This is a genomic window from Bifidobacterium sp. UTBIF-68 (genome assembly GCF_006408855.1).
In the GTDB taxonomy this organism is placed as follows: Bacteria; Actinomycetota; Actinomycetes; order Actinomycetales; family Bifidobacteriaceae; genus Bifidobacterium; species Bifidobacterium reuteri.
The window spans coordinates 43,074-69,154 of record NZ_JFAN01000027.1 but is presented as its reverse complement, the minus strand read 5'-3'; the positions used below and the strand labels follow the sequence as shown (position 1 = coordinate 69,154).

The 26,081-nt window shown below is 61.4% G+C and carries 23 protein-coding genes and 1 pseudogene; 7 read left to right on the top strand and 17 right to left on the bottom strand.

The annotated features are described in order from the left end of the window. On the top strand, positions 1-1,517 hold a 1,517-nt coding region (locus BW14_RS08395), incomplete at its 5' end, for a TIM-barrel domain-containing protein (protein ID WP_140490189.1). Positions 1,518-1,654: 137 nt separating this feature from the next. Beyond that, positions 1,655-3,520 carry a beta-L-arabinofuranosidase domain-containing protein gene (locus tag BW14_RS08390; protein WP_140490187.1) on the top strand — a complete coding sequence of 622 codons (1,866 nt, stop codon included), beginning with the start codon at positions 1,655-1,657 and terminating at the stop codon, positions 3,518-3,520. Between the two features lie 25 nt (positions 3,521-3,545). On the opposite strand, the gene BW14_RS08385 is transcribed toward BW14_RS08390, so the two are convergent. From BW14_RS08385 to BW14_RS12560, 5 genes are all read right to left on the bottom strand, one after another. Continuing rightward, positions 3,546-4,109 carry a recombinase family protein gene (locus BW14_RS08385; RefSeq protein WP_140490185.1) on the bottom strand — a complete coding sequence of 188 codons (564 nt, stop codon included), beginning with the start codon at positions 4,107-4,109 and terminating at the stop codon, positions 3,546-3,548. Positions 4,110-4,715: 606 nt separating this feature from the next. Next, positions 4,716-5,366, bottom strand: a complete 651-nt coding sequence (locus tag BW14_RS08380; protein WP_140490183.1) for a helix-turn-helix domain-containing protein — start codon at positions 5,364-5,366, stop codon at positions 4,716-4,718. 337 nt (positions 5,367-5,703) lie between these two features. Further along, entirely contained in the window at positions 5,704-6,597 is an 894-nt protein-coding gene (locus BW14_RS08375) for a glycoside hydrolase family 43 protein (RefSeq protein ID WP_140490181.1), read from the bottom strand. A gap of 96 nt (positions 6,598-6,693) precedes the next feature. Further along, a complete protein-coding gene (locus tag BW14_RS08370; RefSeq protein WP_375138440.1) occupies positions 6,694-7,266 on the bottom strand; it encodes an MFS transporter in 573 nt (190 codons plus the stop codon). Between the two features lie 4 nt (positions 7,267-7,270). Further along, entirely contained in the window at positions 7,271-7,873 is a 603-nt protein-coding gene (locus tag BW14_RS12560; RefSeq protein ID WP_375138439.1) for an MFS transporter, read from the bottom strand. Positions 7,874-8,045: 172 nt separating this feature from the next. Here BW14_RS12560 and BW14_RS08365 point away from each other — a divergent pair, with 172 nt between their 5' ends. Beyond that, positions 8,046-9,053, top strand: a complete 1,008-nt coding sequence (locus BW14_RS08365) for an AraC family transcriptional regulator (RefSeq protein WP_140490177.1) — start codon at positions 8,046-8,048, stop codon at positions 9,051-9,053. A gap of 79 nt (positions 9,054-9,132) precedes the next feature. Here the strand turns inward: BW14_RS08365 and BW14_RS08360 are convergent, their stop codons facing one another. The 6 genes and pseudogenes from BW14_RS08360 to BW14_RS08335 all read right to left on the bottom strand — a co-directional run bounded on the left by BW14_RS08360 (position 9,133) and on the right by BW14_RS08335 (position 15,774). Beyond that, on the bottom strand, positions 9,133-11,340 hold the full coding sequence (locus tag BW14_RS08360; RefSeq protein WP_140490175.1) for a collagen binding domain-containing protein: 2,208 nt from the start codon (positions 11,338-11,340) through the stop codon (positions 9,133-9,135). Between the two features lie 36 nt (positions 11,341-11,376). Continuing rightward, a pseudogene (locus tag BW14_RS12555) lies at positions 11,377-11,457 on the bottom strand (hypothetical protein); the annotation flags it as partial. Between the two features lie 890 nt (positions 11,458-12,347). After that, a complete protein-coding gene (locus tag BW14_RS08350) occupies positions 12,348-13,934 on the bottom strand; it encodes a SpaA isopeptide-forming pilin-related protein (RefSeq protein WP_140490171.1) in 1,587 nt (528 codons plus the stop codon). 283 nt (positions 13,935-14,217) lie between these two features. After that, on the bottom strand, positions 14,218-14,778 hold the full coding sequence (locus BW14_RS08345; RefSeq protein WP_140490169.1) for a hypothetical protein: 561 nt from the start codon (positions 14,776-14,778) through the stop codon (positions 14,218-14,220). Between the two features lie 166 nt (positions 14,779-14,944). Further along, entirely contained in the window at positions 14,945-15,193 is a 249-nt protein-coding gene (locus tag BW14_RS08340) for a hypothetical protein (RefSeq protein ID WP_140490167.1), read from the bottom strand. After that, complete coding sequence (locus BW14_RS08335; protein WP_140490165.1) at positions 15,190-15,774, bottom strand: ParA family protein; 585 nt, start codon at positions 15,772-15,774, stop codon at positions 15,190-15,192. Before BW14_RS08335 ends, BW14_RS08340 begins: the two co-directional genes overlap by 4 nt. A gap of 155 nt (positions 15,775-15,929) precedes the next feature. On the opposite strand from BW14_RS08335, the gene BW14_RS08330 reads away from it, so the two are divergent. From BW14_RS08330 to BW14_RS12105, 4 genes are all read left to right on the top strand, one after another. Beyond that, entirely contained in the window at positions 15,930-16,922 is a 993-nt protein-coding gene (locus BW14_RS08330) for a replication protein RepA (protein WP_258186096.1), read from the top strand. A 1,443-nt stretch (positions 16,923-18,365) separates the two neighbouring features. Next, complete coding sequence (locus BW14_RS08325) at positions 18,366-19,133, top strand: DUF1295 domain-containing protein (protein ID WP_258186095.1); 768 nt, start codon at positions 18,366-18,368, stop codon at positions 19,131-19,133. 32 nt (positions 19,134-19,165) lie between these two features. Next, positions 19,166-19,621: a GNAT family N-acetyltransferase gene (locus tag BW14_RS08320; RefSeq protein ID WP_140490159.1), complete on the top strand. Its 456-nt coding sequence runs from the start codon at positions 19,166-19,168 to the stop codon at positions 19,619-19,621. A 439-nt stretch (positions 19,622-20,060) separates the two neighbouring features. Next, positions 20,061-21,005, top strand: coding sequence for an SHOCT domain-containing protein (locus BW14_RS12105; RefSeq protein ID WP_219847190.1), 945 nt, complete (start codon positions 20,061-20,063; stop codon positions 21,003-21,005). A gap of 96 nt (positions 21,006-21,101) precedes the next feature. Here the strand turns inward: BW14_RS12105 and BW14_RS08310 are convergent, their stop codons facing one another. The 6 genes from BW14_RS08310 to mobC are packed head-to-tail and all read right to left on the bottom strand — an operon-like array spanning position 21,102 to position 26,042. Further along, positions 21,102-22,823, bottom strand: a complete 1,722-nt coding sequence (locus BW14_RS08310) for a VirD4-like conjugal transfer protein, CD1115 family (protein ID WP_140490157.1) — start codon at positions 22,821-22,823, stop codon at positions 21,102-21,104. Next, on the bottom strand, positions 22,820-23,158 hold the full coding sequence (locus BW14_RS08305; RefSeq protein ID WP_140490155.1) for a hypothetical protein: 339 nt from the start codon (positions 23,156-23,158) through the stop codon (positions 22,820-22,822). The genes BW14_RS08310 and BW14_RS08305 overlap by 4 nt, the downstream gene beginning before the upstream one ends. Next, positions 23,155-23,490: a hypothetical protein gene (locus BW14_RS08300; protein ID WP_140490153.1), complete on the bottom strand. Its 336-nt coding sequence runs from the start codon at positions 23,488-23,490 to the stop codon at positions 23,155-23,157. Before BW14_RS08300 ends, BW14_RS08305 begins: the two co-directional genes overlap by 4 nt. Positions 23,491-23,498: 8 nt before the next feature. Continuing rightward, positions 23,499-24,194 carry a DUF3801 domain-containing protein gene (locus BW14_RS08295; RefSeq protein ID WP_181162351.1) on the bottom strand — a complete coding sequence of 232 codons (696 nt, stop codon included), beginning with the start codon at positions 24,192-24,194 and terminating at the stop codon, positions 23,499-23,501. 19 nt (positions 24,195-24,213) lie between these two features. After that, a complete protein-coding gene (locus BW14_RS08290; RefSeq protein ID WP_140490149.1) occupies positions 24,214-25,668 on the bottom strand; it encodes a relaxase/mobilization nuclease domain-containing protein in 1,455 nt (484 codons plus the stop codon). Beyond that, positions 25,650-26,042, bottom strand: a complete 393-nt coding sequence (mobC, locus tag BW14_RS08285; protein ID WP_140490147.1) for a plasmid mobilization relaxosome protein MobC — start codon at positions 26,040-26,042, stop codon at positions 25,650-25,652. Before mobC ends, BW14_RS08290 begins: the two co-directional genes overlap by 19 nt. Positions 26,043-26,081: the final 39 nt, after the last annotated feature.

Sequence of the window (26,081 nt, the reverse complement as noted above, 5' to 3'; positions counted from 1 at the left end):
CCGGATACGGGTTCCTATGGAACAACCCCGCAATAGGCTCGGTGACGTTCGGCAGGAACCGCACCGAATGGAAGGCAGACGCCACCCGCCAGATCGACTACTGGGTCACCACGGGCGACAGGCCCTCCACGATCATGGAGCATTACGCCGCAGCCACCGGGCACGCGCCGCTCATGCCGGAATGGGGGCTCGGCTTCTGGCAATGCAAGCTGCGCTACTGGAACCAGGAACAGCTGCTTGACGTGGCGCGTGGCTTCAAGAAGCGCGGCATCCCACTCGATCTGATCGTCATCGACTTCTTCCACTGGCCCTACATGGGCGACTTCCGCTTCGAGAAGGAGTTCTGGCCTGACCCGAAGGCCATGTGCGATGAACTGCACGACATGGGCGTCAAGGTCATGGCCTCCGTATGGCCGCAGGTCGCCATAGCCTCCGAGAACTACGCCGAGATGAAGGCCAACAACCTTCTCGTGCGCGCTGACAGGGGACAGGACATCGGCATGATGTTCGAAGGACCCAGCCAGTTCTACGACGCCACCAACCCCGCCGCCCGCGCATACGTGTGGGACAAATGCCGGCAGAACTACGCCGACCTGGGCATCGACGCGTTCTGGCTCGACGAGGCCGAACCCGAATACGGCACTTACGACTTCGAGAACTACCGGTACCACGCGGGACCCAACCAGCAGGTCGCGAACCTCTACCCGCGCGAATACAACCGCGGCTTCTACGAAGGCCAGACAGCGTACGGCCGCGGGAACGAGATCGTGAACCTCACCCGATGCGCATGGGCCGGTTCGCAACGCTACGGCGCCCTGGTCTGGTCGGGTGACGTGGGATCCACGTTCGACGACCTCAAAGCCCAGATCACCTGTGGCATCCACATGGGCATGGCCGGCATCCCCTGGTTCACCACCGATATGGGAGGCTTCCATGACGGCGACATCAACAGCGATTCCTTCAAAGAGCTCCTTGCACGCTGGTGCCAGTTCTCCTGCTTCTCCCCGGTGATGCGCAACCACGGCGACCGTTCCGCCCTCCAACCCGACGGCACCATGAAGGAGACCATCACCAACACTGCAGGAGAGCACCGCTCACCCTCGGGCGCGGACAACGAACCATGGAGCTACGGCGAAGAAATCGAACGCATCATGGTGAAGTACATCAGCATCCGCGAACACCTGCGTCCCTACATGCGCGAACTGTTCACCGAAGCACACGAGACCGGCCAACCCCTCATCCGTGGATTGTTCTACGAGTTCCCGGACGACACCGCAGCCGCGGACATCGCCGATCAGTATATGCTCGGTGCCGATCTGCTCATTGCCCCCGTCCTCGAGGAAGGCGCACGCAGCCGCACCGTCTACCTGCCCGGTGACGCCGACACTCAATGGACTGATCTGCGCGACGGTACGACGCACGCCGGCGGACAAACCATAACCGCCACCGCACCACTCGACAGCGTACCCGTATTCGCACGCGACGGGCGCGACCACGGGCTTGCCGGAAAACTGTAGTCGTCAGCTGAAAGCAAGCCGGTCTTCAAGCGGCGGGGCGGGGTGTGGGATCTGCCTTCCCCAGCCCCGCCTTTGTTTGATGTCGGCTGGCGTCAGACGGCATCTGACATCAAGCGCAGAAGGAGCAAAGACGAAGGATGACCGATTATCAATACCGCTCATGGAGCCTCAATCAGGTGCAGCTTCAAGATGACGTATTCGCGCCAAGGCAACGCATGATTCGTGATTACCTGCTCACACTGGACCCGGATCGGCTGCTGCACGCCTTTCGTCGCAACGCCGGGATTCCGAGCAAGGCGCAGCCGCTGGGCGGCTGGGAGTGCGAGGACGGGGGAATACGAGGGCATTTTACCGGTCATGTGCTTTCCGCCGCCGCACAATACCATGCCGGAGACGATACAGATGGCCAGATGCTGCGCTTGGTGAATACGCTGGTCGAAGGGCTGGCCCAGTGCGCACGCGACGACGGATATCTTAGCGCTTTCCCCGACAGTGAGCTGGACACTCTGGAAGCCAAGGAGTTCCATGGCGTCTGGGCACCTTACTATACATTGCACAAGATACTGAAGGGGCTGGTAGACGCTTATCAGCTGGCCGGCAATGTCACCGCATTGGACTTGGCATGCGCTTTGGCACGTTATATCGGACGACGATTCGCCAGACTCGGCCACTGGAACATCGACAACATCCTCCGACCCGTGCGGCTCAATCCTCTCAATGAATATGGCGGCATCGGGGATACGCTCTATTCGCTGTATGAATTGACCGGCGACAATGAGATATTAGCCACCGCCCAATTGTTCGACCGCGAGTATTTCACCGGGAATCTGATGCGGGGCCACGATGTGCTTGAGGACCTGCATGCCAACACGCATCTGCCGGTTATGGCTGCGGCGGTCCATCGGTATCGAATCACCGGAGACGAGCGTTATCTGACGGCGGCCCGCAATGGATACCATTATCTTCTCGGTCGCACGTTTGCCAATGGGTCGAACAGCTCGAGGGCGGAGCATTACACGTTGCGGTATGGTGTGTCCGATCGTGCGGAGCATTGGGGTAAGTACGGTGATTTGAGCCGGTCGCTCACCGGCGGCGAATGCGAATCGTGTTGCGCGCACAACACCGAACGATTGGTCCGGGAACTATTCGTCATTGACGGCGATCCAAAGAAACTCGCTCATCTGGAAAGGCTCAAATTCAATGCGGTGCTGGCCTGCCTGAATCCGAAAGATGGGCTGTCGGCATACCATCAGCCGCTCGGTGCCGGGGTGAGACGGTCGTACAGCACACCGTACGATTCGTTCTGGTGCTGCACGGGAACAGGCATCGAGGCCGCTGCCTACCTGCAATCGGGCATTTGGTATCAGGCTGAGGATTCTACCGTGCCGACCATCATGCTCGGCGCCTGCATTGCCTCGACGTTGCACTGGGAAGAAAAGGGACTGACCTATTCACTGGTTACACGCTTTCCCTGTGACCGCGAAGCAGTCATGCATATCCAAACGCAACGGCCGACTCCGGTTCGAATACTGTTGCCGGCATATCGGGTGTCCGCAGTGCGTGTGTCAACGCAGGCTTCCAACCGCGATGAAGTGCAGCAATTCCGGATTCGCCGTGACGGCTCGTTCTGGGTGGCGGAAGGCACCGTTTCCGAGAACGTCGACATCACGCTGACTTTGGATACCTCGTGGAGCATCGAAACGTTACCCGGGGACGGTCACCGCATAGCCCTGCTGTATGGCGGCATACTGCTTGCTATTGAAGGCAGCGACGCCAACGTTCCCATGGCATGTGGGACCCCTGAGGTTTTGCCCCACATGGTGGAACGTCTACCGGACCACGGACTGCGGTTCTCACTGCGACGCAATGGCGACGAGGATCCGCTGACGCTCAAGCCGGTGTACGACATCGAAGACGAGCTCTACAGCGTGTATCTCAACACAGATGAATCGCATCCTCTCGTCAGTGAGCCGTTCGTTCCGGTGACAGCTGGGGAAAACTGACTTCAGATTGCACGGATTAATCCAATCAACCAGCATCACGACCAAGCGCCCGGTACACGGTCGCCCGTCCCACTCCCATCATGGCGGCAATCTGATTAACTGTCACGGTTTTGGAGTCGTAGAGCCGGCGGATCTCGGCGACCTGCTTCGCGTCGAGCTTCGCCGGTCTGCCTCCCCTGCGTCCGCGAGCCCTCGCGGCCTCGAGGCCGGCGTTGGTGCGTTCGCGGATCAGGTCGCGCTCGAACTGCGCTAGGGCGGCGAAGATGTTGAATACGAGGATGCCGCCGGGCGTGGTGGTGTCGATGGCCTCGTTGAGGCTCACGAATCCGACACCCATCTCCTGGAACCGGTTCATGAGCTCCACGAGGTTCTGCACGCTGCGGCCCAATCGGTCGAGCCGCCAGACGACGACCACGTCGCCTTCGCGCAGCAGCTCCATCATCCTGTCGAGTTCCGGCCGGTGCGCCTTCGCGCCGCTGGCGGTGTCGACGAACAGCCGGTCGCATCCGGCCTTCTCCAATGCGTCGCGCTGCAGGTCGGCCGTCTGGCCCGCGGTGCTCACTCTTGCGTATCCGAATCGTTTACCCATACCGGAAAACGTATCACAACCCGACATCAAGCTTCTGATATGAGACATTGTTAATGAGACGGGTTTTGATACATATTCTCTCGGCGTTTCGGAGACGGAACCGGCATCGGCCGGACAGTGTCCGCAAACCTCCGTTTTCGGAACGGTAGAGATGTCTCATCCCGGACCAATCCGAGCACGCACATATGGAATCACGGAAATGTCATACAGCCTACGTATCAATTTCCGATAATGTATCTTATGTCAGATTGATGGCCAGGCAATCAGAGGGATGGATGTATTCAAGCACTCGGCTGCAAGGCCACTGGATAAGCACGGGCAGCGCAGCCTGGGAACAGATCCATCATGTCACCACCTCCACGCTTCGACTCATGCAGAGGTACCTCTCACCCCGACCGCGCTCCTCCGACGCACGTCCCGCCCATCGTCCAGACTCAATGCGAGAAAGACAGGGCTATTGACCTTATCAGAGTCTCCTCAATCAGAATTCAGCAAAGAATCTACTAGATGCCCATGCTCCTCAGCCCTGCTTCCGTACGCACGCCGAGCACATCTGCGGTACGCGCCCGGAAGCAAACGGCGTAGAAGACAGACCAACTACAGGTCTCACCAGCGCACGGAGATGTTATCGATGTAACCCATATCACGCGCCTTCTTGATCCACCGTCCGGCCGTGGATTTGCTGATACCGAAGGCGTCAGCTACTGCCTCATGCGCGTCCCTGTCCCCGTACCGTGCGGCGACGTAGATGCGCGCCGTGCGCTCGAGATCGAGTAGTCCAGCCCCTCTGACGTGTCGCATGGGATCGCTCCATCTCATGGCGCTTTCCCACAACCACCAGCGTGGTGTCCGGTTCATGCCCAGATCCTGCAATATCCAGTTTTGAATTACACGACGCTTGTACCGTTCGATGGGGAACCGCCTCATGGTCTCGCCATCGATGTCGAAAGGCTTAGCCTCGTTTGTCGTGTTTTCACTCACGCCAAGAAAGAACTTTGAAACCACGAAATCTCTAAGCTGCGGCACATAATCGACTTCGATGCAGGCAATGACCAAACCGGGGACTTCCTTGACCGCAATGCTGAATGCCTGCATGTTATAGGGGACGTATAGATCCGCGCCGAGATGTTTCATTTGCCCTGGAACGCTCGGATTCAATTCCGAATCGGTGTCCACCAACATGTGGAACACCCCATCGATGTGCGCGCGCAATTCGTTGCTGCGGAACAAATCCGGGCCTAACTTCATATTCTTCATATTCACACGATATATGAATATTCGTTTGTATTCAAATCATCGTTTCTATTTCTATCTTCGGTTTCTTTCTTCCGGCCATGGCGACCTATGCCAGTCTTTCCACTCGATGGACAATACGACCCATATTTATTTAATTAATTATTGCATCCGCTGATCGAACGGATGGACGGCACCGGTATGCCGCCGTGCCAGGTGACGTGTTTGTGCGCGCAACCGTCTTGGATACGGAGCAGGGGGATGATACGTGGCATACGGCATGGTGCCACATATCATCCCCCTGCTCTGTTTTCCGCCACGCAAGCGGCCGAACGACGGTGCAGCTTCGGTATTCGCCGCCTTATCCGACAACGAGCACGCCGTCGGATTCCTCTACAGGAAGGAACGCGGGGCGTTCCTGGCCCGGGTCGTTCGGCGCGTGGAGCGCATAGCGGGTCCGGCCGTCGAATCCGGTGAACAGCATGCCATGACCGCCGTGGGTGAGGACCGGTTCCGCATATTGCGTCCATGGTCCGGTCACCTTGCCGCTTTCGCTGACGGCCTGGCCAACGGCGTAGCCGCCGGATGCCGACCAGCTGGACCAGAGCATTGCCAGACGGCCGTCCGACAGCCTGTGCAGGAAGGGGCCGTCGGAGAAGTAGGCGGGGCCGTCGATGCCGAATTCCGGCTTGGCGAATGGTACTGGCGCCGACCAGGGGGCGTCGGAAGCCTTGAACAAGGTGACCGGGTCGCCCGTCGTGGAGGCGAGGTCGTCGGAGAGCGGGACGGCGTCCATGTCGCCTTCGGGCACGTCCTCCAGCGAATGCGAGTAGACGAGCCAGTTCTTACCGTCCTGATCGGCGTATATCGTGCCGTCGATGCAGGACTGGCCGGGGTCGGTCAGCTGGGCGACGTATTCGAAGGGTCCGAGAGGGTCCGTGGCGCGCAGCACGTGCACGCCCTTGCGCCCGTCGGGCCTTCCGAGGGTGGCGATCAGGTAATACATGCCATCATGCTCGTAGCATTCGGGTGCCCAGTAGGCGCGGTCCGCGTCGAGTCCGGCGGGCTTGTGGAACACCTCGAACGGGCCCTCCCATTCGTTCAGATCACGGCTGGTGTAGCAGTCGAAACCGTCCATGACGCCCCATACATTGTCTGCGCGCGTGCCGTACAGGTAGTAGACGCCATCGTGGACGAGGACGAACGGATCCCGGATGTGGATTTCATTGCTGTTCATATGATTGGTCTCTTTCATCGGATCACGGTAGCGGATGCGCGGAGTGTGCGGTCAGCCGATTCTGTGGACGGCTGATTGCACTGCCATCCGTTCCGTCGGATGCTTCTCTGATGCTCAACGGCCGGTTTCGAGGCACTTGCGCTGGAAGTCGATGACGCCCAGGGCGACGGCACCGGCCAGCGCGATCACGGCGCCGATGAACATCGCGCCGGCGGCGCTCGAACCGAACAGGCCGTTGATCAGGTTGACGGTGACCGGGCTGGCGAAGCCGCCAAGCGCGTTCGCGGTGGTCATGGCCGCGATGCCCATCGGGATGAGGTAGGGCTTCTCGATCATGGTGACGAGGAACGGTGCCTGGGCATAGTACAGGCTCAGTCCTGCGCCGGCGAGGAAGCTGCCGATGATGAGCAGCGGCAGGTTGGCGGCGAATCCGAGCAGCAGCAGTGCGATGCCTTCGGCCAGGAAGCCGACCATGAGCAGGTGGTTCCTCACGAATCTGACGAGAAGGCCGACGCACAGGCCGGCGAGAAGGCCGCCGAGCTGGCCGATGGTGGAGACGAGTCCGGCGGTGCCGGCGTCGCCGAGCCCGCGCTGTTCGACGAGCAGGGACAGGTTGTTGCTGTAGGCGTTGTTCGCGAGCAGGAAGAAGAAGCCGGCGATCACGAGGAACCACAGTTTGCCGTTCATCGCCTCACGGATCGAGACCTCGGGACCCGAGCCGTGCGACTTCCCCTTCTCCTCTTCCTCCCCGTTCTCGGCTGGGATGGTGAAGGCGCATACGATGAGGACCACGGCGGCGAACAGGTAGACGAGGTAGGCGTGGTACCACTGGGCCGTGGCGAGCTTGCCCGCCCATGAACACCATCGCGCCGATGCTGGCCACGGCGACCTGCTGCCCCATGACCGACTGACGCTGCTCGCCCTCATAGTGCACGGAGATCAGGGTGGGAAGTATGTTGTTGATGAAACCAAGGCATACGCCCATCAGGGCGGAGAACGCGATCACCGCGGCGAGGCCGGAGTGGATGAAGTACGGCAGCATGCCGAACAGGAGGATGCCGCCCGCGCCGATGAGGGCCACGGTCTTGCGCGACAGGACGGAAGCGAGCTTGCCTGTCAGCCATGCGCCGACCAGCGCGGTCAGGGTGGACGCCGAAATGATCATCTGCACGCCGGACAGCGAACTGTCCGGGAAGGCCTGGGCCACCATGCCGATGATCGGCACGATGAAGATGCCCGACAGGGTGATGGAGCTCAACGACAGGATGCCTATCCTGGTCTTCAATGCGTTCATTGGATTCTCTCCTCGATAACGACCTTGTTACTATCGACGCAGCGCTGTTGAATCCAACGATAAGACACGGCAATTCAGCTATGCTGACCTCATTGCACTCTATAATGACCTCCATCGCGGCATCGTTGCGCAACAACCCCGAGCATCCGGCGCTGAACGAACATGGAGGGACATGGACACGCCCACACTCCGGCTCCCCCGCCTGACGGCAGGCGGCGATGAACGCTACGCCGACCACACCAGAACCGGACGGGCCGCGGCGGAGGCCGCCGACACCGGTGCCGACGCACCCATGACCTCGTTCGACACCATCGCCGCAGCCAGCGCGCATCTCGGCAAGGACGACGACTTCGGCGTCATCGGCCATGACCTCGACCACCCGTCACAGCTCCACCGGCACGACTACCTCGAGATCACCCACGCGCTCAAAGGAACCGTACTGGTCTGGGTGCAAGGCGAGACCTGCGTGCTTGAGGCCGGAGGGACCGTCCTAGTCAAGCCCGGCGCCCGGCACCTCATATCCCCCATCATCGAGAACGGCCGCGCGCCGATCGAGGCGGACGTCCTGATACGAAGCCGGCTGGTTGAATCCATGCTCACGGTCTCGGGCTCGGGAACGCATGAGGACATGGCATTACGGCAGTGGATCGATGATCCGTCGCAATCCTACTGTCTGCTCGAAGCGGGACACCATCCAGCCGGCCAGGCCGCCATAAGCAGGATGCTGGTGGCGTATTGCGCAGGTGGGCGCTACCGGCCCAGCCTCGCCGTCATCGGCGGCCTGCTCGAACTGATGCACACCGCATCCGACGCCTTGGAAAGCCGGATGCACATCGACCCCCTGATCGGAGCGATCATCGACGTCATCACCAAGGACCCCGCAAAAGCCACCAACGACGGCATCGCCGACACTCTCGGCTACAGCGTCGGCTACCTGTCACGCTACGTGCGCAAGCACGATGGGCGCACTCTCGGACGACTCATCAACGAGGAACGACTCCGCCAGGCCGCCGAGCTGCTCATCACCGGCGATCAGCCCATCGCCGAAGTGGCGCATGCGGTCGGATACGACAGCGCGGCGTACTTCCACAAACTGTTCCACGACCGCTACCTGACGACGCCAAGCCAATACCGCAACGACTTCCGCATCGCCCTGAAACACCGGAAAACCGCTACCTGACGATCACGCGGTCTCCCAGGTTTTCACCAACCACTGGGGCACATCCGAAAACCCAAAAACCATAGGAACGGCATGTGCGTCAATGAAGGCTATTGCGTCTCATCCGCTGATATGCGACCGCTGCGGCGAGGCCGAGCAGGGCGATGCCGCCGCCGATGATATACCAGTCGCGGGTGTCGCGGCCTCCGGTGAACGGCAGGGCGGTGACGATCGCATGGTTGACGATCCTGTTGTCCGCCACCGCCTCGCCGGAGCTTTCGTTTTTGACTCTGATCGTCACGTCGCCTTCGGTAGTACCGATGGTGAACGTGTACTTCGTATCGGTCTTCGCATATCCTTCTGGCGCGGTCTTCTCCTCCAGCTGGTAGGAGCCCGGCTCGAGGCTCTTCACGGTGAACTTTCCGGCCGTCTCGTCGGAGTCCTTCAACCCGCCTAGCGGGGTGCTGCAGGCTCCCGGCCTGCAGTCCGACACCGTCCGCGAGGAACCGGTGGGCTGTCCGCCGTCGTCGAGCTTGGTGATCGTCCATTCGGATCCGGGCAGTGTCTGGTCGGTGTTGTCCGCGGACACCTTGGACCAGGAGACGATTGTCGGCTTGTTGGTGAACTGGCGGCCGGTGGTCACATCCTTGTCGTCCCAGGTGGCGGTCCGGTTGCCGGAATCCTGTGTCGTGATGGTGAACGAGTACGTCTTACCGGTCTTCCAGTAGCCGGTCGGCGCGGTCTCCTCCTGAAGCGTGTACTTGCCGTCAGGCCAGGCGGGATCCGGCTTCCTGTCCTTGAAAAGCGAGATCCGGAAGTCACCGTCACCGGCGTCCTCATCCAGTGAAGTCAGGTTGTCCGTCGCCGTACGGTCGGCAACGTCCACCGTCGTATTATCCAGCTTGGTGATGGTCCATACGGAGCCGGCGATGCGCGTGTTGTCGGCGTCGGTCTTCGACCAGGCCAGGACGCCGGTCGCGGGATGGTTCACGATCGCGCTGTCGGTCACGGTTTTGCCGGAGGCGTCCTTGAGCTCGACGGGCTTGGGGATGCCTCCGCTTTCCACGGCGACGATGGTGAACGTGTATGTCTTGTCGGTCTTCTGGTAGCCGGTCGGAGGCGTCTTCTCCTTGAGCGTATAGGTGCCGGGCGCGAGGTTGTCCAGGCTGATGCCGCCGAACGCGGGATCGTTGTCGCGCGGCCCGTTGTCCACGATATCCACGCTCCAGACGCCTTCGGCGTCCTTCACCCAGCAACCGTCGGCCGCGCCGCCGCTCTGGCAGTCCGTGGGACGCATGTCCTCATCCAGATACGGGCTGGTGTAGGGGTCGGTCAGCTTGTTGGTGGACAGCTCCCATGTGGATGCGGTGTCCACCTCCTTGCCCTGCTCGTCCACCTTGTTCCAGTTCATCGAATACGGTGAGTCGAACACGACCACGCCGTTGGAGCCGAACGCGCCTCCGGACAGGCGCGCCTGGTTGCCGGTCATCCTGATCTGCGCCTTCTGCCACGCCTCGGCCTTGTATCCTTCGTTCTTGACCGTCGCCTTCAAGGCGAGACCCGTACGGATCCACTGGTTGCCGGGCTCATGGTCGTTGGCCTGCAGCTGGAGCAGTCCCGGGGCCTGTTCGGTGTGGTTCTTGGGGTCCTTGCTGGTCGCGAGTACGGCTTCGATGCCTTGGCGCTTGGTCTCTGCGGTTTGCTGCCAGGAGTCATGGTATCCGGAGGAGTGCTGCAGGGGCACGTTGTCCCAATACCAGGTCACCGCCTGTTCGGAACGGTTCGTGAACCACGTGTCCAGCAACTGGAACTGGTTGGTGCTGATGCCTTTCATCCAGCCGTTCACCCATTTCCAGTACGGGTTCATGATCGCCAGGTCCGCGCCGGCCTGGGTCATGGTGTCGGCGCGGAAGTACGGTGGAATCTTGGCTGCGTCGTTGTCGGGATTGCCGTCGATCGCAGGGTTGGTGGCGTTGTCGTACAGGGCGATGTTGCCGCCCTTCGACGCAGTGGAATTGCCGGAAGGGCAGAACCACAGGCCGCCGCCGAAATGTCCGGCCGTGTTGCCATACGCCACGGACTTGCCCACGTAGGTGGTGGACTTCTCCTCGGTGTAGATGGCGCCTCCCAGATATCCGGACAGGTTGTCCTCGAACGTGCCTCCGGTCAGATAGGCAGTGGAATCGGACTGGACGAAGATGGCTCCGCCTGCGCCGCCCCTGCCGAGCTTGCCGTCCGCTCCGGGTTGGTCGGTCAGCGCCTGGTTGCCGGTGAACTTGGGTCGCAGGCCGGTCAGACCGTTCTTCACGTACAGCTTGCCCTGCGCCCAGATGGCGCCGCCGCCGTACCCGAGGATGTAACTTCCCTGCGCGCGGTTGCCGGTGAACGTGACTCCCCCTGGACGTTCAGGGTTCCGATCGCATATAACGCTCCGCCGTTGTTCGCGGCCGTGTTATCGGAGAACGTGCCGCCCATGATCGTCGTGGCGCCGTCGGCCTGGCTGATCACACCGCCATTCAGGGCCTTGTTGCCGGAGAACATGCCGTTGTTGATGGTCACCGTGCCGCCGGCGTTGTAGGCCACGGACCCATTGCCGGTCACGTCGATGCCGGAGAACGTGCCGTTGTTGACGGTGAGCGATCCGCCCTTCTCCACGTATGCGAAGTACCGTTTCCCATTCTTGTAGGAGAAGCCGTTGTCGGTCGTGTCCTTGCCGATGGTGAGCGATCCGCCCTTCTCGACGACGAAGAAGGTGTCGCCTGGCGTGGTGGTTTCGATGGAGGTAGCCGCCCCGGTGGTCGCGGTCAAGGTGATGGGTGTGCTGATGGCCGTCTGTGCCCCGTCGGGCACGGTGACCGTGGTGGTGATGGTGACCAGGCCGCCGGTCTTGGTTGCACTCAAGCATTGGGACAGCATCGTCCAGTCGGTCACGGCCGAGCAGTCGACACCGGCGTCCGTGACCGGTGTACTCACCGTCTGGGATGATGCGTCGGCTGCGGGGACCCCGTTGTCGGCCTGTGCGACGCCTACGGCCATCGGCCCCATGGCCAGTATGGCCATCATGGCCATGATTCTCATCGAGACTCGTCCCATCAATGCTTCAACCTTTTCCCTGATGCCCCGCACGGCGATGTGGCGAAGGTATCAATCCAATACGATTACGTGTGTGATGCCGCATCTCTGGTATCGGATGCGGCGCTTCGCCCGGGAGGGGCGAAGACGGGAAGACCGGACGGCGTCCGCCGCGGGCTCCATCCACGTGATGCGCGGGTGGAGGCCATGCGACGGCATGCCGCCGGTCTTGCCGGTTTTGGGTCAGGCGACCAGCTGCTTCTTCATGCGGCGGGTGCGCAGGTACACGGTGACGCCCGCACCGGCCAGCAGCACGCCGACCACCGTGAACAATGCGGTGCCGGCGGCACCGGTGAGCGGCAGCTGCGTGAGAGAGGTGACGTTCTTCACCGTATGGGCGTTGCCCACATTGGCGTTGGCATCGGTGTAGAGGCCGAGGCCGCTCTCGTCGGTGATGGTGATGGTGCCGTCGCGGTTGATGTCGACCTTGAGCTTGCCGACCACCTGCTGCATGTAGCCTGTCGGGATGACGGTCTCCTTCACCCAGTAGGTGCCGGCCTTGAAGCCCTTGAACGCGACGACGCCGTCATCGCCTGAGGTGGCGGTCACGTCAGCACCGTTCTGCTGGTATGCGGTCGTGTAGTCCTGGTCGGTGTACACGGTGAACGTGGCGCCCTTGAGCGGGGTCTTGTTGTCGCCGCCGACCTTGGTGAAGGCGAAGTCGAAGGTCTTGAGGCTGTTGGTGGCCTCCTTGTCGTTGTTGCTGACCTTGAACTTGTTGTCCACGGTCTTGCTGGCGGAGGAGTTCACGGTGGCCTGGTAGGTGACCTTGATGGTCTTGCCGGCGTAGTCGTTCCTCTTGCCGTTAGCCCATGCCCACTTGGACAGGTCGATGATCATCTGGGTGGTGCCGTTGCCTTCCACGTCGGCGTCGGCCGCAGGCCAGCCGGTCAGCGTGAAGTCCTTAGCAGCATCAAGGGTCTCGTTCTTCGTGGGGTCGTTGATGTCCTTGATGACCGTCACGGTGGGGGTGGTGCCGGCCTTCACGGTCAGTCCGGTGCCGGGGGTATCGATCAGCCGGTAGGTGAACGCGTCGGCGGCCGGGTTCTGCACGGTCGGGTCGGCGGACGCGTTCATATTGGCGGTGTTCGGGATTATGGACTGCAGGGTGTAGGTGACGGTGTCGCCGATCTGCACGGTGCCGTCGAGGTCCTTGTCGGAGTCCTTGGAGATGTTGGTGTTCTCCGCCTTCAGATCGACGAATCCGAGCCTTGAACCGTCGGCGAACTCGTTGGCGCCCGGGTAGCCGAACGGCTGACCGTTGGTGTTGATGTAGTCCACGCCGGTGCCGACGAACATAGGGATGCCCGCCTTCCGGTCGCCGAGCTGCTCGGCGGTGGAACGGTCGAGGATGAGGTACAGGCCCTGGCTGAGCTTGCGTACGGTGGCGGTGCTGCCCGTAGGCGAGGTCGTCAGTGCGGTGCCGGCGGCGTCCTTCACCGCCTGCTGTTCGGCGAGCTTGTCCACGAACTTGCGCAGCGTACCCGACCAGGTGGGGGATCCGGAATCCTCATACTTGGCGGCGACATACGCGATCGGGTTGTTCCGGTATTCGGGGGATGTCGTGGCCCAGTCCGGATCCACAGCGTCAAGGGCGGTCTTCACAGCCGTGTCGATGCCGTTGTCCCCGGTGGCTCCGACCTCGAGACTGGTCACATGGATGGTCGGATTGTTGTCGATGGTCGCGCCGACATAGCTTCCCACCTTGATGGCGACGAGGTCGCGCCCGTTGATATCACTGGCGGTGCCGGCTGTCACGGTCAGTCCCATGCTTTACGTGGTCACATCGGGCTTGACCTCGGCTGCGTTGGCGCTGGCGGCCCCCAAGGCCATGCCGCCCAGCAGCGTCGCCGCCGCGGCGATCCCGGCGAATATCTTCCTCATTCTCATTGCGTTACGGCTCCTTAAGTTGTTAACGCTCACAATCACGGGTGCGCGAAAACCGGAGTCAACGTTGATTGGACAGTGACACCCTTGTTCCAGGCGCACCGGACGGCATATAACCGCATGCCGCACGATTGCGTGGAGGCCCTACCCCCTACGAGTAGGGATATCATCGAACCCCCCCCGTCAAGTCCCCCCGACGGGTCATATTGTCCGCTCTGAATCCTTCATCTTCGGCTAGGAGCTCTCGCAGCTGCTTGTTCTCCCGTTCAAGCATCTCGTTGTAGGAGACCAGCTGCTCCATGACCCGGTCGCGTACGCTCCCGGGCACCAGCCACATCACCTCGCCGACGGATGCCCCCTTCGATTCCGTTTTCGCCCCCTTCGTCCGCACATCGCCATGGATGAAGTACCAGCCGTCATCCTCCTGCGCATATCGCAGAATCGCCGATTCGCGCTCCTTCCACCGGAAGAAGCATCTCTCGATCCTCTTGCGGCCGATCAGCTCCGGCTCCAGCCCGGCCTTGCGGAACAGTTCCGTCGGCGCGGCGCCTTGCCGGTACCGTTTCAGGCATGCGGCGGCGAATCCCCTCTCGTATCTGATCCTGTTCGGCCCGACGGTGCTCACCGCCGGAAGGGAGCCCAGATACCGCACCTGCTCCGGCGTGAACGAACGGCTTCCCGACGCCGTCGCATCCGATTGCCCATCGTCGCCCGGCAATGTCGTCATAATCCGGCTCCCCTTCCTCCGATGCCGCGTGACCGTCCGACCAAGTCTTCCCGAACGGCTCGGCCATCCTCGGACGCGCCACGTCCCGCTCCCTGGCTGCACGGTCTTCCTCTGGGCGGCCCATACCCCGCTCAAGTACCAGTTAATTAAATACCTAATTAATTATTTAATTAACGGTTTCCTGCTTGTCCACGTACTGCCTGATCGCGTTCTCGAAGACCTCCTGCATCTTCATGCCGTGGGTCGTCGCATACACCTTGGCCGCCGTCCTTACCGAGGAATGGATCCTGATGGAGGTCATGACCAGCGGGTCGTCGACGCCGCGGTTGTCGTCGTCCTCGCGGAACACGTCCTTGACCTCCTTGATCTCGCGTTCGGTCGTGACGGGCCGGTAGGCCTTGCGGTTGCCTTTCATGATTCGATCTCCTTGATGAGCTCGCTGAGCACGTCACCGTACTCGAACAGTTTGGTCGGGTTCCATCCGAGGGACTTCTTGATCTCCTGGCGCTTGCGGATGACGGTCTCGAACCGTGGCGTATCGTTCTGGTCCAACGCCTCCAAAGTCTCCTTGAACGCGGTGGTGCCGATCTCGGCGCGCACCACGAGCGCGGCGGCCGGCTTCTTGTCGCTCACCGCCTTGAGCGTCGCCCATGCCTGCTGGAGGTCGAGCGGCGAATCGGAGGTGGGGACGATGACGAAGTCCGCCACGTCGATGGCAGTCTCCAGCACCCTTCCCGACGGCGGCGCGTCGATAAACCGCCACTCCCCCTCCGCCGGCTTCAGACGCGTCAGCGTGGACAGGTTCGCCGGGACGACCTCGAACGGCAGCGGATCGCCGTTGTCGGACGCGAGGTCGGCCCACAGGCTCGCCGAGGACTGCGGGTCGGCGTCGAGCACCTGAGCGTCGAGCCCCCTCATTGCCGCGGCCGCGGCCAGGTATACCGCCGTCGTGGTCTTCGCGACGCCGCCTTTCGCGTTGGCGATGGTTATCTTCATCCTCCACCCCTTGTTAATTAATTATTTAACACAATCAGACAATGTCATGCCCACCCACAGTCTACAGCCTGCAGGGCAGGGACACGTTATTTAATTAAATAATTATTTAGTTATTTAATTACCATTATTCGGGTTTCCCATGTACCATGGAGCGCATGGAATCGACGCGACGAGGTGAAGGCGGCATGAGCGAGTCACAGGCACTGGTTGTCCAGACGCTGATGGACATCGAGCAGCGTGAGCCGAGCAGCAAGGAGATCTGGTACGGCCATTCGATCCTCACCTCCACGCTGTTCCCCTCCACCCAGCCGAAGGCCGGGACGGATTTCGTCAGCAAGACCAACGGCGCCATCGAGTACATCCTCGAAGCCGGCATCGATCCCGAGGAACGCAAGAGGAAGTTCCCCTACGGCAAGTACCCGCGCCTCATCATGGCGTGGATAGCCAAGCAGATCAGGGCCGCGAAGCGTACGAAGACCGAATACGTGGATCCCGCGACGCGCACCATCACCATCCCCTCCATCTGGCAGCTGTGCAACGAGCTGGGCCTGCCGCGCGGGGGCAAGACGGCGGACAAGCTCCAGGAGCAGCTGAGGCTGCTGCTGGCCAGCCATATCTCCATCCGCAGGACCACCGGCTTCGCCGGGGGCAGGATGCATGATCTCGTTTCCCTGCCTCTCGTCGAGATGGTGCGATTCAAGGAGGACGACGACTCCGCGTTCTCCGGCAGCGCCTTCGTGCTCACCAAGGAGGTGTACGAGCGTCTCGCGCGCGAATCCGCACCGTTCGACACAAGGGCGAGTTCTCTCCTGCTGAGTGGAAGAAGCGTGCTTCCCTACGACATCTACGTGTGGATGACGGGCAGCATGAAGAACCTCAATCATCCCCTCCCCATCACTTGGGAATGGCTGTATGAGCGCTTCGGCGATGGCATCGGCGAAATCCGCAACTTCAAGATGAAGTTCCGCCGTGCGTTGGACAGGGTCCATCAGGTGTACCCGATGGCGAGGTTCGTCGTCAGCAGCGAGGGTGTGACGCTCTTCCCCAGTCCTACCGCGATAGGCCAACGCGAGAGCACCGTCGACCAGATTACTGGTGAAATCAAGACCGTGCGTCGAGGTTCGACGAGACGGCGCAGGAAGCAATGACGTACCATACCGGCATTGCTACGATAGTCCACTACCTGCGGCCTTCACTCCCCGGACCGCCTCGTGGTAACGCGGTCGTATAGGCCCGGGGATACGTCCGGATTGATGGACTATCGTAGCGGCCATTGCAAGCCGATAACGGCTGAAGCGCCGAGAATGCGAACCGCATGGTGATTCACCGGGCTATGGCCGGTATCGCGCCCGGACCGGTGCCAGCTCCACTGCTACGATAGTCCACTATCATCCGCCCCAACGCACGGCTGGCAGTGGACTATCGTAGCGTCGCCGCACATCGCCGATTCTCGCACCAGCAGGGTGCTTGCGACGAGAATCGGCGTCATTCCGCGGATACCGGGTATCGAACAGTATCGTGGCAATCCGCCAATCATAAGATCCGAAGCATCGTACGGCACCGGATTCGTGGACTATCGTAGCGGGCTGTCTATCGCAGGAGCCACGTTACGATAGTCCATCATCGAGCTTCAACCGACCATCTGACGGCTAGTGGACTATCATAGCGTTTCGCGCCCCTCCGGTTATTCACCCAAGCAGATCGGCGTCATTCCAAGCATTCAGCATGGCAGCGCCTTCCTGATAGAGGTCATCGGCCCGGTTCCTGAACCGTCGTCCCGCACTCGTAGTGATGGACTTTTGTAGCATTACGGTTGAAGCCGTTTGGCGTCAGGGCGGCCGGCAAGACCCGAGAGCCTAGCTACGATAGTCCATCATCGGAGGCGCGGGACCAGAGCGGAGGTTTGCGATAGTGGACTATCGTAGCAATACTGCTGCTTGATGCCGTACAAGCCCTGATGAGTTGCCTGCGCGTGAAGACGCTACGATAGTCCATCATCGTGGTCGCCTTCCCGCGACTGGATGGCAGTTAGTGGACTATCGTAGCAATACGATGCCTGAAGGGTCCCTCAGGACGATGTGGATAACTCTCTGGCGTAGTGGACTATCGTAGCGATTTTTAGTGGACTATCGTAGCATTTCGCAGTTTTCGCACCATTGGGTAGTGGACTATCGTAGTAAAAATAGTGGACTATCGTAGCGATTTTGATGGACTATCGTAGTAGTTTTAGTGGACTATCGTAGTAAAAATAGTGGACTATCGTAGTCGTCGATGCCCGCTCAGCCCTACTCCCGCTTGGGTTCAGAGACACCCCTTATAGTGTTATATTGTTATAGTTAGTTATAGTTTTTATAGTAGATGCGAAAAAATCCGAGTTATCCACATCCCCCTTCGTCAGCATTTGTTCGCAGTCGCCTTCTTGACAGCGCATCCACCTTTATCGGAACCATCGTTGCATGCCAGTTGTTGTTAATTAATTATTTAATTATCACACTTTGCTTAGCTTTGCCTTACGGAACTGCGTGGCTACCTACAAGTAACCCGCCAAAACGCCTTACGCTTGTTGCATGGAGTTTTTAGCGTTATTCGGTGTGGCAGCGCTTGTCAGTGCCATCGGCTTCCGCAGGTTCGTATGGTTCATCTCGCTGGGATACGGGTTCTCCGTCGCCACTATCGGCTTGATGCTGACGATGATGTCGTTGGACGCGCGTGCTCCGGTCCCACTGGCGATGTCGGTGCTGCTCATCGTGTACGGCTGCCGTCTCGGCGGGTATCTCATGGTGCGCGAATGTCGCAGCGCCGCCTACCGCGAGACGATGCGCAACGAAATCAAGGACGGGTCGGGCACCCCGCTGCCGGTGAAGGTCGTGGTGTGGCTGTCGTGCGCGCTGCTCTATGCCTGCGAGACGTCGCCGATTCTGTTCCGTTTGACCACTCATGCGCCCGTGGACGCCGCAGCCGTGGCCGGCATCGGCGTCATGGGGGCGGGAATCGTGTTGGAGTCGGTCGCCGACCATACGAAGAACCGGTACAAGCAGGCGCATCCGCACCGGTTCTGCGATGTGGGCGTGTTCCGTCTGGTACGTTGTCCGAACTATCTGGGCGAGGTGCTGACCTGGACAGGCGTATTCGTCTCGGGGATTACAGCCGTTGAGGGCGTGTGGCAGTGGCTTGCGGCGACGGCCGGATGGCTGTGCATCGTGTGGATCATGTTCGGCGGCGCCCGCAGGCTGGAGATCCGCCAGAACAAGAACTACGGCGACGACCCCGAGTACCGGACGTATGCCTCCCGGACGCCGATCCTCATCCCGTTCATCCCGCTGTACTCGGTCGCCAAATACCGTTGGCTCGTCGGCTGAACGTCGACGTGCAGGAAAGGGGGCCGCATCTCATGACGGTGACGGTTCGCGCATACGATGCCATGGGCGAGCAGGAGCGGGACATCAGAACGCTGGTGTTCGTACGGGAGAGCGCATGGAGGCCCGAATTCGACGAATGGGACGAGCCCGGCGCCTCCACCCACCTGCTCACGCTCGACGACGCCGGAAAGCCGGTCGGGACATGCCGCTTCTACCTCGATACCACCGTCGAACCACACCGGCACGTCATCGCGCGTCTCGCGGTGCTCGCCAAGGCGCGCGGCCACGGCGTCGGGTCCGCGCTGCTGGACGAGGCCGAATCCCGGATAGCGGCCCTCGGCGGGGAGAGCGCATGGGTGCATGCCGAATTCGACTACTACCCGTTCTACGAACGGCACGGCTATGTGTTGTCCGACGACGTGTACGAGAACGGCCGGCATGGATGGCTGAGCAAACCGCTGGACCTCCCAGGCGGTAAAGACTCGTAGGGGCTCGACAATTAGTTAATTAAATAATTAACGATATGGCTTTCGGTCAGCGTGTCTTGGTCCGGTGACGTCTCTTCGGTAGGAGATGAGAATAATAATTAAATTATTAAATAATTAATATAATTCATCGCGGGGCCCACATGTCGGTTCCATCGGTCGTTGCATATGAAACTGTTCATTGTCAATCGGCAAGCTCGGAAACTGGTATGGAGGTCGTGTACGAGGGGCAATGGAGCAATGGGAACATAACGATTCGTCGGCAGGATAGGTCTCGCCGAGTCTGTGTAGAAGGACAAGAAAACGCATGACGGAGAGGCCATTCACCATGCCGGCATCTGCGGAAAAACACCTTGCATCTCGCAACTTGCCAAACCCACGACACACAGACTCGGCAGGTTATGCTGGAATCGGTGTCTGCAACAAGGGAGAAAGGCAGAGCATGGAGACAATGGAAGTCAAAGGTTATGGAGCCACGGTGACATTCGACGGTGAGACCATCACTATCAATAGAACCAAGTTCGGAAACAGTATCGTTGGTATCGAAAAAACGGTGATTCCGATGTCTTCAGTCGTGAGTGTGAGCCTCGGCAAGGCAAATCTGTTCATCAATGGACTGTTCTGCGTAAGCGTCATGCTTCCGAACGGAGAAACCAGCGAACTGTATACCAGTGCAACACAAGCACGACTCGCACCGTACTCGGTAATCTACACCAAGCAACAATCAAAAGACTTTGCACAACTGGCGGAAGCCGTCAATGCTTGCATCCCGTCTAACCCGACGCCAATCGAACATGACCAGTCGAACGAAACAAGTTTCGCCAAGCAACAAGCCAAGTTGAAAGAGCATCAAGTAGCATACGAGAAGCGTTTCCCCGAGGGGAGACGGATCCAAAGATTCAAGGGCAACGATGGTACAGTCATCGACTTGTATGAGCATCAGATTTGGTGTAATGGAGAAAAACGCAACCTTCAGGGTGTGATTGCAAGCGTAGAGAACGGTTCCGCTCTCGAATCTCGTGTGACTGTCACAAGGCTTCTGCTTGCCGGACCATTCGCACTTGCCTTCAAGAAGAAAAAAGGTGGTGAGAAGTACGTGACCATCGAAGGACCCGGCTTCGCTTGGATTGCCGAAGCTGACCGTAAACATGTCAAGGAAGCGGTTCTTTTCGTCAACGCAGTGACCAACCAAGTTGCCAAGGATACCAATGAAGCCAACGACTATATGCCTTCTGTTTCTGCAACCACACCGACGAATGTGACCCCGACGATGCAGGCGGGCGACAACATTGCGGATAATTTGGCAAAACTAGCACAGCTTCATGATGCTGGAATTCTTAGTGATGACGAGTTCGATGCGGCCAAGAAGAAGGCGCTCGGGCTGTAAGACATTCAACCATTATTAACGGAGGTGTTCATCGGTTATCCCAATGAACACCTCCGTTTTCGTGGACACAATCTTGTTATATATATAATTAATTAATTAACTGTTTCGAGTTGTTCCTCCATCGGAGCAGCGGGAAGTGGATATCTTGCGGCTGAGGAACGGTCGGACGCCACGAAGGATGTAGATGCATTCCTCGGTGTCCAGCAGTCCGAGCTCGTCGGGTTGCATGAGTTCGCGCTTGGTGCGACGCCAGCTCACGCTGTACGTGCCGTTGGCGCCCTTGCTCTCGCTGTCGTCCATCACATCGATGGTCTGATGTCCCAGCCGCTTGGACACCCATTCTAGGGTGCTGGTCTCGGTGCCGCCGAGGAACAGCATCGAATCGCAGTTGCCGACGATGGTCTCCCAGTCGTCCCGGTACATGGACTTGCCCTGTGCGTAGTTCTGGATGATGACCGAGCAGGAGATGCCGCGGCTGCGCAGCGTCGCGATAAGCCTGGTGAATCCGGGGATGCGTCCGATGTTGGCGAACTCGTCGAGGAAGCAGTGCAGGGGGATGTTTCCGCCGCCCTCACGGCCCTTGTTCCCGGCATGGTCCGCACGGTACACGTTGGACTCGAACAGGCACTGGTAGAAGATCGAGGCGAGGCAGGAGAACGTGCCCTCGGTGTCAGGCAGCGCGAGGAACACCGCGCTCCGACGGCTCATGACCTCGTCCAGTCGGATCGTGTCGTCCGAGAGAATCCTGCGGACGCTGCCGACCTCCAGCGGCGCGAGCCTGACGCCCAATGAGGTGATGACGGAGCGTTTCGTCTCGCCGGCGCCCTGCACGAACTTGCGGTACTGGCGGCAGGCGAAGTCCAATCCCTCCAGCGTGCGCCGCGAATCCTCGTCATGCCGGGACGGGTCCAGCCGGTATTCGGCGACCAGTTCGCGTGCCGACTCGAACATGAGATCCACATCCGATTGCAAGGTCTCGTCCGTCTCGCTGGCGTCCATGAGCAGCAGAAGGTCGAGCACATGGGTGAGCGTGGGGGAGGGTTCGGCGAAATACGCCCACGCGGTCAACGCGGTCAGCAGGTTGCGTTCGGCACGCTCCCAGAACCCGTCGCCCCCTTCGGGTCGTCGGCCGTCGCCGGAGGTGTTGGCGATGATGTTCTCGGTGAGCCTCAGGATTCCCGCCTCGGGATCGGACGGGTTGATGTAGCGCATCGGGTTGAACATGTCGGAACGCTCCAGGTCGATGAGGTCGAGGCAGCGCACCTCATAGCCATGTTCTTCGAGCATGTCGCCGACGGCTGCGCGGATTTCGCCCTTCGGGTCGGTGACCGCATAGGACATGTTCGCCTGCCTGAGATTCGGCAGGACATACCGTCTGGTCTTGCCCGACCCCGACGAGCCGATCACCAGCACGTTGAGGTTGCGTCCGGTCCGCCTGCCGTCGATGCCCAGCGATTCGCTGGCGGTCATGAGCAGATCCTCGCCCGCGCCCATGCGGAAGGGGCGGATGTCCGAAGCGCCGCCCCACCGTGCCGAACCGTGCTCCTCGCCCTCGCGAAGGTCCCGGCGCATCGACCAGCGGTAGAGCGCCGCCAGGGCCACGACGGCGACCAGAAGACAGCCGCACAGCACGTCCGTCCTGTCCGCCGAGAGACGGAACGGGTCCGTGAGCCAGTCGAACATGCGGTCCGTGACCTGCGAGACCGATTCGCCGGAGGCGAGCCCGGTGCGGACCCTCATTGACATCCGGTTGCCGAACCAGAATAGCAGCACGCCAGTCGGCACGGCCGCCAGCAATGTCTTCGCGATCGTGTTCATGGGAGCCTGCTTTCATGCTGTCCGCCGCCCGTCCGGCGCCGGCGTCCAATCTTGTCGGCGCTGAGCCGGCGCAGCGCGTCGAGCACCATGTCGCGGCCCACCGGCCCGGACTCATGATCCGTAGCCGGCGGGGGAGCGGTCTCAGACGGCATAGGGGTTGGATACCCGGTCACAGTCGTCTGGCGGCGGAGGAGTGCCGGTCCAGCATCGGCCTCCTCCGCTGCGGTCTCGTAGCTGATGACGAGCATGTTCATGCCATGCCATGAGACGACGCCTGCCCCGCGTTCGGCGCAGATCAGATCGTCGATGTGCGTCTGCGATACCGTGCGGCTCATCCCTCCTCCCTAAAGTCGAGGGACGTGCCGGCGGCGAGCATGTCCGCGGACAGGGTCGCCGTCTCGGCCATCACCGACGGCCATAACGGTTCGCCCTCCGGCGTCATCCATCCGCTCGCCACGACCATGTCGCCCTGCCTGAGCCGGCTGCGACGGCAATACGAGGGCATGGCGTCGCCCGCCTCGATGCTGACAGGCTCCGCATACCCGGTGGGCATCCTCACGCCGATTCGCAGCGTGACCGTCTCCGTCCCCGTGCCGGACAGCCCATAATCAGGGTCGTCCAATAGTCGTCCCCGGATGAACGCGTATCGTCTCGCCGTCATCGTCATATCCTCCTTCATCGTGCGCGCGTACGTTCATGACGGGGCAGCGGCGTACGGCCCCCGGCCTTGGCACGGAGCTTCTCCGCGATGAGCTCCCTGAGCCGGCGCAGCGTGTCTGTGCGGCTCACCTTCGCCGGCGTCTGTGGCGCATCCCGGCCGGCGGCCGGTTCAGTCCTGGATGTGTCGGGCCGTGGTGTCGGTTGTTCGCCGTCATGCCCCGCTGTGGGCGCGGATGGCTTCGCATCCTCCGCCGGCTGCCGGCCTTCCTCGTCGTCGCCCGGCGTCGTCGTTCGGGACCGTCCGTCGAGGTGCAGTTCGAATCCGATGTCATCGAGGGCGCGGCGCACGGCATGCGTGACATGGGCGAGATCCCGGCCCTCGAAATGGATCCATGCGACGTCGCCGCCGTATTCGACCGCGTATCGGACGCCGGCCCGTCTCAGGCTGCGCGTCACCGACCGCACCTGGTCCCGGTCGAGTTCGATCGCATGGATGTCGCCCTTGGCGAGACGCTGCAGACGCCGTTCGCTCATGCGACCGGTGTCGCGGCCATGCCTGACCGCGCCGCGCATGGCATTGAGCAGATGCGACGGCGTGCGGGCGAACCATGCTGCGGTCCGTGCGCCGACGCGCAGCGTGAGGCCGCCGCCGGCGAGGGTCAGCCCCATGACGGCCTGCCGGCCGGCGTCATCGAGACGTTCGTCGATCATCGATACTCCTTCACTGTGGTCAGACCGGGTCCGGCGTGCGATGCCGTCCGCCGGTACGCCGCTGCATGGGAGGCTCCTGAATGGGAGATGTCTGCATGTCGAGGGAGCGGAGCAGGTCACGTTCATGGGCCAGCGCCTCGACACGGGCCTCATGCCGTTTCAGCTCCTCGAGCAGGTCGGCCGGCACCGTCCCGTCATGCTGCGCGGCGGTCTCGTCGAGTGCGACCAGCGTCGCCTGGAACGCGTCATGCGCATCCTGAAGCCGCCGGTCAGCCTCGGCCAGCGCCTGCGCGACCGTGATCCCGCGACGTGCCAGACGGCTCGCGAGGTTGAGCCTGTCAGTCAGCTCGTCCAATTGGGAGAACTGACGCTCCCGCATCTCCAGCCAACGCCGGTGGGCGGGCGAACGGCCGAACGATTCGGGGACGGACGATTGCGGGGAGCCCATGGAGCGGATGGGCAGCGGCGCGAAATGCGCGTGCAGATCGCCGGTGTCCATCCGGCATGCGTACCGTCCCTGCCCGTCCATGACCGTGACCGGGTCGGCCTTCGGCAGGTAGGCGCGGTAGGTGTCCCCGTCGCGTACGACGCGCGTCGCCGGGACGGCGATCGTCTGCCGCCGTCCGGTGCCGGGGACCCATATGAGCAGCATGTCCCCGTCGCGGCGTGCGACCAGCCTGCGGTTGAAGCTGATGGCCGTGACGGTACTGCGGCCGATGCGCGCCATGATGTTCAGCTCGTCGTAGGCGCGTCCCAGTCGCACGTCACGCACCTTCATCCCGCTCGCCGTGTCATGGAACGTCAGATGACGGCCGCGGACGGCCGCACGCACGCCATGGTCGCCCAGCAGACGGCGGAACGAGTCGAAGTCATGCGAGCCCGCCGCCGCCATGTCGATGACGGCGCGGATGCGAGTCTTGACCGCATCCCCCTTCGCCGACGCATACAGTTCGGCCAGGCTGACCCCGTACCGTTGCCCCCGTGCCCGTTCCGGCAGGACCGTGAGACCCTCCTCCAGGCATATCCGGTCGCTGACCGTCCGCCATCGGGCGAGCGTGTCCTTCCGGACGCGCATCCTGCGGCCCGTCAGCTGGCTGGCCGCGCAGATGATGATGTGGTTGTGCGTGTGGCCGCGGTCCACATGCGTGGCGATCACATACTGGTATTCGCCTCCGGTGATCTCGTCGGCGAACCGGACGCCCAGCTCATGCAGCCGTTCGGGCGTGAGCCTCGCACTGTCCTCGGGGCTGAACGACTGGATCACATGATGGGCGAGCACGCCGTCCGCGCGCCGCGAGGTCGCCGCGTCGTCGAGGGTGAGCATCATGCGGTCCGCCAGCAGGCCCGCGTCCGTGACGTCATCCGAATAGTTCGACGACACCAATGCGCCGCCTCGCGTCTTGCCCGGGTCGGCGATGTAGCGGACCGACTTGGCCAATGTGGTCTTGATCTGGTTCATCTTGACGACCGCCATCCCGCAGCCTCCAACGCCTCGTCCCGCTCACGGCACATGCGCGCCAGCAGGGCGCGCAGCTCGCCCTGCGCCTCCAACACGAGCGCGAGCTCGGCTGAGGACGCATGGCCGGCGATGTTCGCCCGGTGCGCGATCTGGTTGATGTTGCCACCGATGCGCGCCATGTCCGCACGGACCATGGCCGGGTCCAGGGCGACCGTGACGGTCACCGCATGCGCGTTGATCAGCAGGTCGCGCGCATGCGACGTGAACGGCAATGCGCCGCCGCGCGCACGTCTCACCCGCTGGTAGAAGGCGTCGGCCTGACGCCATTCGTCATGCGTGAACGTGACCTTGCGGACCACGGGGCGCCTCCGGTTCACGCTCTCGCCCATGGCGTCCGCCTATCGGGTTCCGGGTGTCCCGCCGTCGCC

What these genes read in the sequence shown, in the direction of transcription:
- BW14_RS08335 (WP_140490165.1), bottom strand. Translation starts at nt 15,774, where the DNA reads ATGAAGATAACCATCGCCAACGCGAAAGGCGGCGTCGCGAAGACCACG.
- BW14_RS08390 (WP_140490187.1), top strand. Translation starts at nt 1,655, where the DNA reads ATGACCGATTATCAATACCGCTCATGGAGCCTCAATCAGGTGCAGCTT.
- BW14_RS08295 (WP_181162351.1), bottom strand. Translation starts at nt 24,194, where the DNA reads ATGATCGACGAACGTCTCGATGACGCCGGCCGGCAGGCCGTCATGGGG.
- BW14_RS08365 (WP_140490177.1), top strand. Translation starts at nt 8,046, where the DNA reads ATGGACACGCCCACACTCCGGCTCCCCCGCCTGACGGCAGGCGGCGAT.
- BW14_RS08340 (WP_140490167.1), bottom strand. Translation starts at nt 15,193, where the DNA reads ATGAAAGGCAACCGCAAGGCCTACCGGCCCGTCACGACCGAACGCGAG.
- BW14_RS08375 (WP_140490181.1), bottom strand. Translation starts at nt 6,597, where the DNA reads ATGAAAGAGACCAATCATATGAACAGCAATGAAATCCACATCCGGGAT.
- BW14_RS08385 (WP_140490185.1), bottom strand. Translation starts at nt 4,109, where the DNA reads ATGGGTAAACGATTCGGATACGCAAGAGTGAGCACCGCGGGCCAGACG.
- BW14_RS08350 (WP_140490171.1), bottom strand. Translation starts at nt 13,934, where the DNA reads ATGGGACTGACCGTGACAGCCGGCACCGCCAGTGATATCAACGGGCGC.
- BW14_RS08380 (WP_140490183.1), bottom strand. Translation starts at nt 5,366, where the DNA reads ATGAAGAATATGAAGTTAGGCCCGGATTTGTTCCGCAGCAACGAATTG.
- BW14_RS08370 (WP_375138440.1), bottom strand. Translation starts at nt 7,266, where the DNA reads ATGAACGGCAAACTGTGGTTCCTCGTGATCGCCGGCTTCTTCTTCCTG.
- BW14_RS08305 (WP_140490155.1), bottom strand. Translation starts at nt 23,158, where the DNA reads ATGAGCCGCACGGTATCGCAGACGCACATCGACGATCTGATCTGCGCC.
- BW14_RS08310 (WP_140490157.1), bottom strand. Translation starts at nt 22,823, where the DNA reads ATGAACACGATCGCGAAGACATTGCTGGCGGCCGTGCCGACTGGCGTG.
- BW14_RS08320 (WP_140490159.1), top strand. Translation starts at nt 19,166, where the DNA reads ATGACGGTGACGGTTCGCGCATACGATGCCATGGGCGAGCAGGAGCGG.
- BW14_RS12560 (WP_375138439.1), bottom strand. Translation starts at nt 7,873, where the DNA reads ATGAACGCATTGAAGACCAGGATAGGCATCCTGTCGTTGAGCTCCATC.
- BW14_RS12105 (WP_219847190.1), top strand. Translation starts at nt 20,061, where the DNA reads ATGGAGACAATGGAAGTCAAAGGTTATGGAGCCACGGTGACATTCGAC.
- BW14_RS08330 (WP_258186096.1), top strand. Translation starts at nt 15,930, where the DNA reads ATGGAATCGACGCGACGAGGTGAAGGCGGCATGAGCGAGTCACAGGCA.
- BW14_RS08345 (WP_140490169.1), bottom strand. Translation starts at nt 14,778, where the DNA reads ATGACGACATTGCCGGGCGACGATGGGCAATCGGATGCGACGGCGTCG.
- mobC (WP_140490147.1), bottom strand. Translation starts at nt 26,042, where the DNA reads ATGGGCGAGAGCGTGAACCGGAGGCGCCCCGTGGTCCGCAAGGTCACG.
- BW14_RS08290 (WP_140490149.1), bottom strand. Translation starts at nt 25,668, where the DNA reads ATGGCGGTCGTCAAGATGAACCAGATCAAGACCACATTGGCCAAGTCG.
- BW14_RS08300 (WP_140490153.1), bottom strand. Translation starts at nt 23,490, where the DNA reads ATGACGATGACGGCGAGACGATACGCGTTCATCCGGGGACGACTATTG.